General features: G+C 68.7%; 8 protein-coding genes and 1 pseudogene. All 9 read left to right on the plus strand.

Annotated features, from left to right (window positions below):
- Nucleotides 1–81 precede the first annotated feature (81 nt).
- The 9 genes and pseudogenes from I5I_RS09710 to I5I_RS09750 all read left to right on the plus strand — a co-directional run bounded on the left by I5I_RS09710 (nucleotide 82) and on the right by I5I_RS09750 (nucleotide 9,565).
- Nucleotides 82–786, plus strand: a complete 705-nt coding sequence (locus I5I_RS09710) for a hypothetical protein (RefSeq protein WP_036318834.1) — start codon at nucleotides 82–84, stop codon at nucleotides 784–786.
- A 34-nt stretch (nucleotides 787–820) separates the two neighbouring features.
- Nucleotides 821–1,384: a hypothetical protein gene (locus I5I_RS09715; protein ID WP_036318836.1), complete on the plus strand. Its 564-nt coding sequence runs from the start codon at nucleotides 821–823 to the stop codon at nucleotides 1,382–1,384.
- A gap of 18 nt (nucleotides 1,385–1,402) precedes the next feature.
- Nucleotides 1,403–2,062: a hypothetical protein gene (locus tag I5I_RS09720; RefSeq protein WP_036318839.1), complete on the plus strand. Its 660-nt coding sequence runs from the start codon at nucleotides 1,403–1,405 to the stop codon at nucleotides 2,060–2,062.
- 32 nt (nucleotides 2,063–2,094) lie between these two features.
- Nucleotides 2,095–3,291 carry a hypothetical protein gene (locus tag I5I_RS09725; RefSeq protein ID WP_187289935.1) on the plus strand — a complete coding sequence of 399 codons (1,197 nt, stop codon included), beginning with the start codon at nucleotides 2,095–2,097 and terminating at the stop codon, nucleotides 3,289–3,291.
- 70 nt (nucleotides 3,292–3,361) lie between these two features.
- Nucleotides 3,362–3,910, plus strand: a complete 549-nt coding sequence (locus I5I_RS09730; RefSeq protein WP_036318843.1) for a signal peptidase I — start codon at nucleotides 3,362–3,364, stop codon at nucleotides 3,908–3,910.
- Nucleotides 3,911–6,381: 2,471 nt separating this feature from the next.
- A pseudogene (locus tag I5I_RS09735) lies at nucleotides 6,382–7,161 on the plus strand (ABC transporter substrate-binding protein); the annotation flags it as partial.
- Between the two features lie 36 nt (nucleotides 7,162–7,197).
- Nucleotides 7,198–7,986 carry an ABC transporter ATP-binding protein gene (locus tag I5I_RS09740; RefSeq protein WP_036318846.1) on the plus strand — a complete coding sequence of 263 codons (789 nt, stop codon included), beginning with the start codon at nucleotides 7,198–7,200 and terminating at the stop codon, nucleotides 7,984–7,986.
- A complete protein-coding gene (locus I5I_RS09745; protein ID WP_036318848.1) occupies nucleotides 7,983–8,693 on the plus strand; it encodes an ABC transporter ATP-binding protein in 711 nt (236 codons plus the stop codon). Before I5I_RS09740 ends, I5I_RS09745 begins: the two co-directional genes overlap by 4 nt.
- On the plus strand, nucleotides 8,690–9,565 hold the full coding sequence (locus I5I_RS09750) for a branched-chain amino acid ABC transporter permease (protein ID WP_036318851.1): 876 nt from the start codon (nucleotides 8,690–8,692) through the stop codon (nucleotides 9,563–9,565). The genes I5I_RS09745 and I5I_RS09750 overlap by 4 nt, the downstream gene beginning before the upstream one ends.
- Nucleotides 9,566–9,692: the final 127 nt, after the last annotated feature.

The raw sequence follows: 9,692 nt of genomic DNA on the forward strand, positions 1-9,692 counted from the left end.
CGATCGCGTGCGGTGGAGTGATCCCGCACTACCCGCATCGTCGACACGACCGCGCACCACACAGACAAGGAACTGATCCCGATGACATCAACGACCGAAACGACAGCTACCGCCCGCGACGATGATCGCCGCGGCCGCAAGAGGGCCTTCCTCGCCCTGGGCGCGCTGCTCGGCGTGGGTGCGCTCGCCACGAGCGCCTACTTCACCGATTCCGCGCTGCTCGATCTCAACGGCGGCGGCGGGTTCGGCAGCACCGACAACAAGTACAACATCCAGGTCTCGACGGGGATGGAGAACACCGTGAGCGACGTGAAGACCTGGGTCGAAGCGTTCCCGAACTCTGCAGCGATCACCGATATCCCGGGCGCGAGCAACCTCCTTCCTGGAGGTTCGGTGGTCGTGAAGATCCCCGTGCTGAACGAGTCGAAGAACTGGAAGTCGACGCTCAAGCTCTCCCTCAAGAACACGACGCCGGCGGCGTCGACGTCGGATCAGGGCGACCGCAACGCCGCCTACATGAAGCTGCTGTCTGTCGATGTGGCCGAGACGGCCGATGCATCGAAGGTCCCGACGACGTGGACCAAGACGGGGTTGACGATCCCCGCCACGGCGGGATCGAGCAGCACCGGAGTGGACCTGTCCACGCTGAGCCCCAAATCAGGAACGGTGCTCTACCTGAAGCTCACGCTGAAGGAGGGCACCACCCAGGCGGCGACCGACGCTGCGAACGGCGGGGCCGTCGCCATCCAGGCGGTTATCGACGGCACCTCGAAGAGCACGGACTGATCGCATGCGGGCACGACGACCCTCGTCCGCAGCGATGCTGGTCGCGCTGGCGGCCGTCCTGCTGGGCGCCGGCGGGGTCACCGCCACGCTCGGGGTGTCGCGAGGGACGGACGAGGGTCTCGTCGTGTTCTCGGCACCCGGAGAGGATGCCTTCCGGCTGTCGGTCGCCGCGTCGGCCGACAGCCGGTGGCTCCCGACCGCGGAGGATTGGCGTCCGGGAGGCGGTCGCCGCAGCGTCGTGCCGCTGCGCACGGACGGCGGGCCGCTGTACCTGCATCCCGGTGGCGCTGTCACGGTGTACCTCTTCATCCGCAACGCCAGCGCTGAGCTTTCCGGCGCGGTCACGATGAGTATCGTGCCGCCGCTCCAGCAGGAGGCACAGGACGAGTTCTTCGATCACCTCTGCTTCCGCGCCGTGACCGAGGGCCGAGAGGTACTCGAGGGAACCGGCCGCGTCGCGGGACTCGTCGACCGCGAGCTGTCTGCCGGCGACGTCCGCCGCGTCAGCCTGACGGTGGCGCTTTCCGCGGACGCGCCACCGTCCCTCATCGATCGCCTTACCGGTGTGCGTGTTCGCGTGCACGCGGAAAACCGCTGACATGACAGGAGAATCACCGTGACCGCCTTCCTCCTTGGGACCGAGCGCCCGCGCCCTCCGCGCGGCGGCCTCATCGTCCTGGCTACCGCGCTCGTGGTGGCTCTGTCGGCGGCACCCGTCGTGGCGACGAGTGCCGCGTTCACCAGCGGGGTGGATGCCGCGACGACCCAGTCGGGCGGCGTTCGCCTCGCCCAGGGGCCGTCGGAGGACGACCGCTATCCTGACGCGGCCCATCCGCATGAGATCACGGTGGACACCGACGGTGCGCAGAAGGTCGCTTACCTGGCGAGCGCGCCGGTGGGCCCGCCCGCGGTGGCGACGGCTTCCTTCACCGTCAACGTCCACGTGCTCACTCCGTCCCCGCACGTTGTCATGCATGCGCGACTGGTCGACCCCAGCCCCGACGCGCCGTGGCTGCTGTTCGACGTCCGCGCGGCGGGTGCGAGCCTGCTGCCCTCCGGCGCACCCCTGACGGCTGCCGAGATCTCCGCGCTGGACGGCGGGGCGGGGCTTCCTCTGCCCACTCCCGCCGCGGACGGGCTTGCGCTCACCGTGCGTGTGTGGCTCGCGCCGGCCGCGCCGCCATCCGCGTTTGCCGCGACGGTCGTGCCCGCCATCGCCGTCACTGCGGAGACGACGGGTGGTCGCACCGTCACGCTGACGGAGAAGCTCTCGTGACCGCCCCGACGACGACGCGGAGGGCCGGGCGCGTGGCGCGCAGGGCCGGGCGTCTGCGCCGGCCGGCCGCCGTCCTGGCGTTCGGGTTCGGCAGTGCGCTCGTTCTCGCCGCAGCGGTACCGCTGCCGGCTGCGGCACAGAGCAGCCAATCGATCGCCGTTCGTGCGCCGGCGCCGGGCCATGCGGTCGATGCGCGCTACTGTGCACCCTCGCCGGGGTTCACGCGCACCGCCACGCTCACCGTGCCGTCGACGGCGGGGCCGGCGGTGACGGCTGAGGACGGCCTGCGTGTCACCCTGCGAAGTGACAGAGGCATCGTCCTCGCCGACGGGCTGAGCGCCGACGAGCTGCGCCGCACCCGCATCGACCTCGGCCGCCTCGCCGCGGATGAGAGCGCCTGCGTGGTCCTCACGGCGCAGATGCCGACCACCGCCGACGACTCCTTCCGCACGGCGGCGGGCGAGGTCACGCTGCGCGTCGACAGCGAGGGGATCCGGCCCGGTGGAGCCCTCGCGGCGACGGGCATGAACGGCGACCACCTGGCGGTGGCGGTCGTGGCGGGCCTCGCGCTCATCCTCGTCGCCGGTCTGCTGCTCATCGGCGGTGCCCACCGCCGCGCGCGGCGCCTCGCGTGCGTCGCCGTGTGCACGTGTGGCGTCCTCGTCGTCGGCGCGCTCGCCGTCGGATCGTGGGCCGCGTTCACCGACAAGGCGGTGGTCACCGTCGCTGCGTCCGGTCAGTTCGGCATCGCCGTTCGCGACAGCGCGGGTATCGCGCGCCTGCCGCGCGACGGCCGCGTCACCGTCTCCTACGTCGACACCGGCGACCTCGTGCCGGGCAACACCGCCGTTCTCTCCTTGGCAGTTCTCAACAACTCACTCGCCGCGGACGGCCGCATGGCCCTTCGTCTCACCGCCGCCGGCACGCTCGCTCCCTTCGTCCGCTACAGCGTGTCGATGGATGCCGACGGCTCGTCGAGCGTCCTCGCGGGAACGCCCGACACCCCCGCGACCGGTGTCGCGATGAGCGGTGACGGCCTTCGCGCCGACCTCGGTCTCGTCGCCGCGGCCGGTATTCGGCTCGCCGACGGTGACACCGTTCCGAGCTCCGCGGCCCGTGCGGTGCGCACGTTGACCGTGAAGCTGCATCTCCTCGACGATCCCCGCCTTCACGATCTGACCGGCGGAGACCTCGCACTCCACCTGGAGGTCGTCGGGCGCTCGGCCTGACACCCAACCTCCCCCTCCACCACGCTTGAACGGTTGATATCTCATGACGACTTCCCTCCCCTCTTCGCCCATGACAGAGCGCGATGCCGCGGCGGATGCCGGTGCAGCGGCGCCGCGGCGATTCCTGCGTCTGCTTCGAATGCTGCGGGGCGCCGGTCTCTGGCTCGGCGCCCTCCTCGGGGTCGCCAGCGCGCTGATCGTCATCGTGTGCCTCCTCTTCCAGATGCGCCCCCAGGTCGTCATCTCCGGATCGATGGAGCCGGCATTGCCCGTGGGCTCGCTGCTGCTGGTCGTGCCGACGTCCGCGGACGAGATCCGACCGGGCGACATCATCACGGTGAACAGGCCGGGGGGTCGCGGCCTCGTCACGCATCGCGTGGTGACGACGTCGGTCGTCGACGGACGGGCGACTGTCGAGTTGAAAGGGGACGCCAACGCCACGGTCGATCCCGACGCCTATGTCGTCGGGGCAGCGGAGCGCGTCGTGCTCGCGATTCCCTGGGCGGGCTACGTGGCTGTCGCCGTGAAGTCGCCGCCGATCATGGCGGCGCTCGTCGTCGCAGTGATCGCCGTCATCGGCCTCGGGTTGCTCCCCGCGCGCGAGCGCGCGTCTGGTTGAAATGTTCCCCCGGTGACAGAGTGGGGAGACGATGTTCATGTTCACGTACGAGCTCCGAACTCTCCTCGCCTGTGTGCGTGAGGGACGATCCGCCCATGTCTGCGGTCCGGGCGGCGTGGGTGCGACGACGTTGCTCACAGAGCTGCGGACGACGCTCGAAGCGGAGGGCTTCACTCTGCTCGTGATCACTGGAACGCCCTACATGCGCGATCGGGAGTTCTTCGCGCTGCAGCAGTCCCTCGTCACGCTGCCGGCTTCGCGCGCTCCCGTGTCGTACGCCGGTCTCGTGGATGCGGCATCCGCTGCCCTTCTGGGCGCTGCGCAGCGCGCCGTCATCATCGACAGCATCGAGAACGTGGACCGGAGCACGTTGAGTGTGATCCAGGCGGCCGCCGACCGCACGGGGGCACCGGTCGTGCTGTCTCGCGCGTGGAGCATCGGGGCGCTCGTGCGCAACGGGGTGCGCTACACGAGAGACCCGGGCCGGCGCGTCGACCTGCGCCCGCTGGATTTCGTCGCTACTGCGGCGCTGCTCCAGGATCAGCTGGGTGGGCGCCCCGACACCGAGATCGTGTCGCGCATCTTCGCCAAGTCGCACGGCATCACCGGCCTCGCGCTTGCGACCCTCGACGGCGCCCGCGACAACGGCCTGATCGAGCTTCGCGGGGACCGATGGGTCATGACCGGCCAGAACCTCCGCAACCCCCATACGGACGCCTGGCTCGAAACCAGGCTCGCCGGCCTCGATCCCGCATCGTTCGACGGGTTGGAGCATCTGGCCGTCGTCCACTCACGCCCGCAACCCGAGGCCTGTACTCGGGTGGACGAGCAGACCGTGAAAGACCTCGAGGGGCGCGGCCTGATCTCGATGATCACCACATCGGCAGGCCACAGCATCGCCCTGAATCCGCCCGCGCTGAAGGACTTCTTCCTCGACACCTCGGGTCATGCTTTTGCGGGGCTGCAGGGCGATTCTGAGGCCGCCTCCTTCACTCCGGGCGTTCTCGCCCCGGCGAGCGTGGCGCTGTCGGTGCGGGGTTTCCGGGAGCACGTCGATCAACGCCTTCTCGAGCTTGCCGCGGCCTGGGAGCAGACTCCCACCGTGCGCACGGCACTGCCCTACGTGCAGACGCTGCTGGATGTCCCCCGCAGCGAGCGCACCCTGCGCACCGTCTTCGATGTCACCCCGTTGGCATCGGCTGCGACGCCCGAGGAGGGCTTCGACTTCGCCTTCCTCCACTCGTTGTGGGCGGGGCGCAGTCGTCGCGGTGATGCGCGATCGTCGGAGATCTTCCACGAACTGGTCACACTCTTTCCCGTCTGGGCGCGTTCGCTCGAGATCTTCAGTCGGCTTCTCACGCACGGCGCCGACAGCATCGGCGACGATCCGACGCAGGTCTTTTCCGACGTCGGCATCGTCGGAACGGCCGGTGAGGCGCTCTGCATCTCCACCTTCGCCTACGCGAGTCTCATCGAGGGACGCTTCGCGGTCGCGGCGGAGTGGGTCTCGCGGGTTCCGGACTCGGGCTTGCAGATCGTCCGGCGCTTCGTCGGTTTCGTCGAGGCGCTCACCGAACTCGTCGGCGGCGAAGCGCAGCGCGCCCTCGACCGCAGCCTCGCGCGCTTCCAGGAAGCGCAGGACGCTCGCGACCATGCAGGGATTCTGCTGCATGCCTACGTCGCGTCTTTGTCGCTGCTGGGTCTCGCCCGCTGGGATGAGGCCCTCGACGTCGTCGACTCGGCGTTGTCCTACGGGCCGTCGGGCACCGTCAACAATGGCTTGTACCGATCCCTGCTGTGGATGGGTTCCTTCATCAACCTGTGGCTCGGGGACACGAGCATCGCGGCCTTCTTCGAGGCAGAAGCGGAGAGTCTCGATGTCTCCGACGACGCCCTGCCCGGGATGCAGGGCGAGCTCGGCGGCATCCTCCGGCTCCTCATCCAAGATGCTCCCACGCGCGCGATGGAGGCGATGCGCGGCTTCGCCGAGCGGTTGAAGGGTGAACGTCGACTCTTCGCCGCCCTCATGACCGTGCGGATCGGGCTCGCGATCTGGCCGGACATCTCCTCCTTGGAGCTCTTCCGCAGCTACATGATCGAGGCGTACGGCCAAGATCCGGAGAAGCTGTTCGCGCTGGGGGTGGCCTCCTTCAGCGACCCCGAGCGCCTCGTCACGATGGCGAGAGAGTTCGGCGACGACCGCACCGTGCCGTTGGCGCTGCTCCTTCTCGCGGCGCGCAGCAGGCAGGAGCGCGAGAGCACGTCGTCGGAGCTCGGCGTCGCGATCCGGGTGGCGTTCGACGCACTGAAAGCGGATGCCGACATCCCGCTGACCGCAGCGGTCTCTCGAACAGCGGGGGCGGACGACGGTGCCGACGCGCTGTCGGCGCGGGAGACCGAGATCGCGTTGCTCGCTCGCACCCACTCCAACGCGGCGATCGCATCCCGGCTCGGTCTCAGCGTCCGCACGACCGGCCGCTGCGGATGCACTCACCGGTGTCAACCCCTACACGTTCCGCAGCGGTCGTCAGTCCGCGCAGGACGTCGCCACGGCGGGCACCTTCCTCGGCGACCTCCAGGGCAAGACCGTCACGGTGTTCGCCCAGAACAACGCCTTCGGCAAGGGCAACGAGGCCGCCGTGACGGCGATCCTCGGGGCGAAGGGAGCCACGGTGAACAGCGTGCTGGTCGCCGAGGACGTCACCGAGTTCACGCCGTTCGCCCAGCAGGTGCTGGCGGCCAAGCCTGACCTCGTCTTCGTCGCCTGGGCAGGTGCCACATCGGGCGCCATGTGGCAGTCCATGAGCCAGCAGGGCGTGTTGGACGCCGTGCCGGTGGTCACGGGGCTCGGCGACTCGGCGACGTTCGGGGCGTATGGAGCCGCTTCCGAGAAGATCAAGTTCCTGAACTACTACTTCCCCGGGGCGCCGGACAACGAGGTGAACACCAAGATGATCGACGCCGTCACCACGGCGGGTGGAACGCCCGACCTCTTCACTCCCGACGGCTTCAACGCGGCGCTGATGGTCGTGCAGGCCGTCAAGGCAGGAAAGGGCGACGTCGAGGCCATGGTCAAGAGCCTCGAGAACTACACCTTCCAGGGCCCGAAGGGCTCGCTCACCGTACGCGCCGGCGACCACGCCCTGATCCAGGACATGTATCAGGTCAAGCTCGTCGCGAACGGCGGCAGCTTCACGCCCGAGCTCGTCGACACCGTGCCGGCAGACCAGGTCGCCCCGGCGAAGAAGTAGTCGGCGAGACGGCATCCGAAAGCGAGGCGAAGCCGCATGAGCACCCCCGTCCCGTCCGCACTCCTGATCGACGGCCTCGGCCTGCAGATCGGCGGAGCGACCATCCTGAAAGACGTCGACCTGGATGTCGCGCCCGGCAGCATCGTCGGCGTGATCGGGCCGAATGGCGCCGGAAAGACCACGCTGTTCAATGTGATCTCCGGCGTCGCACGGCCGACCGCAGGTCGCATCGTGATGGACGGCGTCGACATCACCCGCGCGTCGATCGCACAGCGAGCGCGGACGGGGCTGGGGCGCACCTTTCAGACATCCAGCCTCTTTCCGCGACTCAGCGTCCTGGAGAACGTGCGCCTAGCGGCTCAGGTCGGCCTCGGCGGCAGCTTCTCGCTGCTGCGATTTCCCCGCAGAACGGATGCCGCGACCGAACTCGCCCTCGACCAGCTCGTGAAGGTCGGGCTCACCCACAAGCTGGACACGGCGGCCGGCGACATCTCCCACGGCGACAAGCGCAAGCTGGAGATCGCCGTGCTGCTCGCCACCGAGGCGAAGATCGTGCTGCTCGACGAGCCGATGGCGGGGGTCGCCTCCGGCGACGTCGCGGGACTCGTGGACACGATCCGCGAGATGCAGGAAGCGACCGGGTGCACGGTGTTGATGGTCGAACACCACATCGACGTGCTCATGGGCTTCGTCCAGAAGGTCGCCGTCATGTACTCCGGGTCGATCATCGCCTTCGACTCGCCCGCGCAGATCATGGAGAACCCTCTCGTGCAGAGCGCCTACCTCGGCCGAGGTCTGCATCCGGCGGGAGAGTCGGCCGCATGAGCGCACCGATCCTCACCGTGACGCACCTGTCGGCATCCATCGCGGGTCAGCAGGTCGTCGAAGACGTCTCGTTCGAGGTGCCGGCAACGGGCATTACGGCCGTCCTCGGCCGTAACGGGGTCGGCAAGACCTCGACCATGCGCGGGGTCCTCGGTCTCATCTCTCGTCGGGGTCGGGTCGTGCTCGCGGGTGAGCGCATCGACGCCCTTCCCACCCATCGCATCGTCCAGCGCGGCGTCGGCTACGTCCCCGAAGACCGCGAGGTGTTCGCCGGCCTGACCGTCGCCGAGAATCTGGCCCTCGCGGAGCGCGACCGAAAGCCGCGCCGTGATTTCGTCGCCGAGCTCTTTCCCGACCTCATGGCCCGGCGATCACAGCTCGCCGGCACGCTCTCCGGCGGACAGCAGCAGATGGTCTCGGTTGCGCGAGCGCTGCTCAATGAGAACCGCATCCTCTTGGTCGACGAGCCGACCAAGGGACTCGCTCCGAAGATCGTCGACGACGTCGCGCGAGCCCTGCAGGAGGCTGCCAAGATCGTGCCCATCCTGCTCGTAGAACAGAATCTCGACGTCGTACGGACCCTGGCCGACGATGCGATCGTGATCGCCGGAGGACGCGTGGTCCACACCGGCAGCGCGCGCCAGATCCTCGACGACGACGCGCTGACCACGCGACTGCTGGGCGTCAGCGCGGAGGTGCACTCATGAGCAGCATCGTCCTCATCCTTCTCACCGGTGTCGGCCTCGGAGCACTGTACTTCCTGGTCGCATCGGGGCTGAGCCTGATCTACGGGCTCATGCACGTGCTCAACTTCGCCCACGGCGCCTTCCTCACCCTCAGTGCATTCATCGGGTGGCAGGTGGCGCAGGCGCTGGGAACGGCATCGTGGGGATCGTTCCTCGTCTCGATCCTCGTCGGCGCCATCGTCGGTGCGGTGTTCGCGACGCTCACCGAGCTGGTGCTCATCCGACCGCTCTACGAACGCCACATCGAGCAGGTCCTCGTGACCGTCGGACTCTCCTTCGCGGCCGTCGCCCTGTTCGAGGGCATCTGGGGAACCGATGCCGTCAACATCGCCGGTCCCGCCTGGCTGAAGGAGACCACGGACATGCTCGGAGCGCGCATCCCCAACACCTATTGGGTGCTGATGATCGCCGCTGCGCTCGTGCTCGTCGCACTCGTGCTGTTCTTGAAGAAGACGCGGTACGGGATGATCATCCGCGCCGGTGTCGAGAACCGCGCCATGGTGACCGCGCTCGGCATCGACGTGCGCCGCAGCTTCACACTCGTGTTCGCGATCGGCGGTGCGGCGGCCGGCATCGGCGGGGTGCTCGCCATGCACTACACGACGTTCGTGTCGGCTCACCTCGGCGCGACGCTGCTCATCTTCGCCTTCATCGTGACCGTCATCGGCGGCCTCGGCTCGCTCACGGGGGCCGCGATCGCGTCGGTGCTCGTCGCGATACTGCAGCAGTTCGCCAACGTCTACCTCAGCGGCACGGGCGACTTCATCGTGGTCGTGCTGCTGGCCGTCGTGCTCCTGGTGCGACCCACCGGGCTCATGGGGAGGAAAGCATGACCGTCACCACCGGAGTTTCCCACCTCGTGCCGGGGCGCACCGGGGCCTTCATCCCCTTCGTCGTCGGTGCCGTCCTCGTCGTCGTCATGGCCGTGTTGCCGCTGCTGAACATCTCGATCCCCGGGAT

Source organism: Microbacterium sp. B24 (assembly GCF_000333415.1).
Taxonomy (GTDB): domain Bacteria; phylum Actinomycetota; class Actinomycetes; order Actinomycetales; family Microbacteriaceae; genus Microbacterium.

Coding starts and splice junctions, on each gene's coding strand:
- I5I_RS09710 (WP_036318834.1), top strand. CDS start 82: ATGACATCAACGACCGAAACGACAGCTACCGCCCGCGACGATGATCGC.
- I5I_RS09715 (WP_036318836.1), top strand. CDS start 821: ATGCTGGTCGCGCTGGCGGCCGTCCTGCTGGGCGCCGGCGGGGTCACC.
- I5I_RS09730 (WP_036318843.1), top strand. CDS start 3,362: ATGACAGAGCGCGATGCCGCGGCGGATGCCGGTGCAGCGGCGCCGCGG.
- I5I_RS09740 (WP_036318846.1), top strand. CDS start 7,198: ATGAGCACCCCCGTCCCGTCCGCACTCCTGATCGACGGCCTCGGCCTG.
- I5I_RS09745 (WP_036318848.1), top strand. CDS start 7,983: ATGAGCGCACCGATCCTCACCGTGACGCACCTGTCGGCATCCATCGCG.
- I5I_RS09750 (WP_036318851.1), top strand. CDS start 8,690: ATGAGCAGCATCGTCCTCATCCTTCTCACCGGTGTCGGCCTCGGAGCA.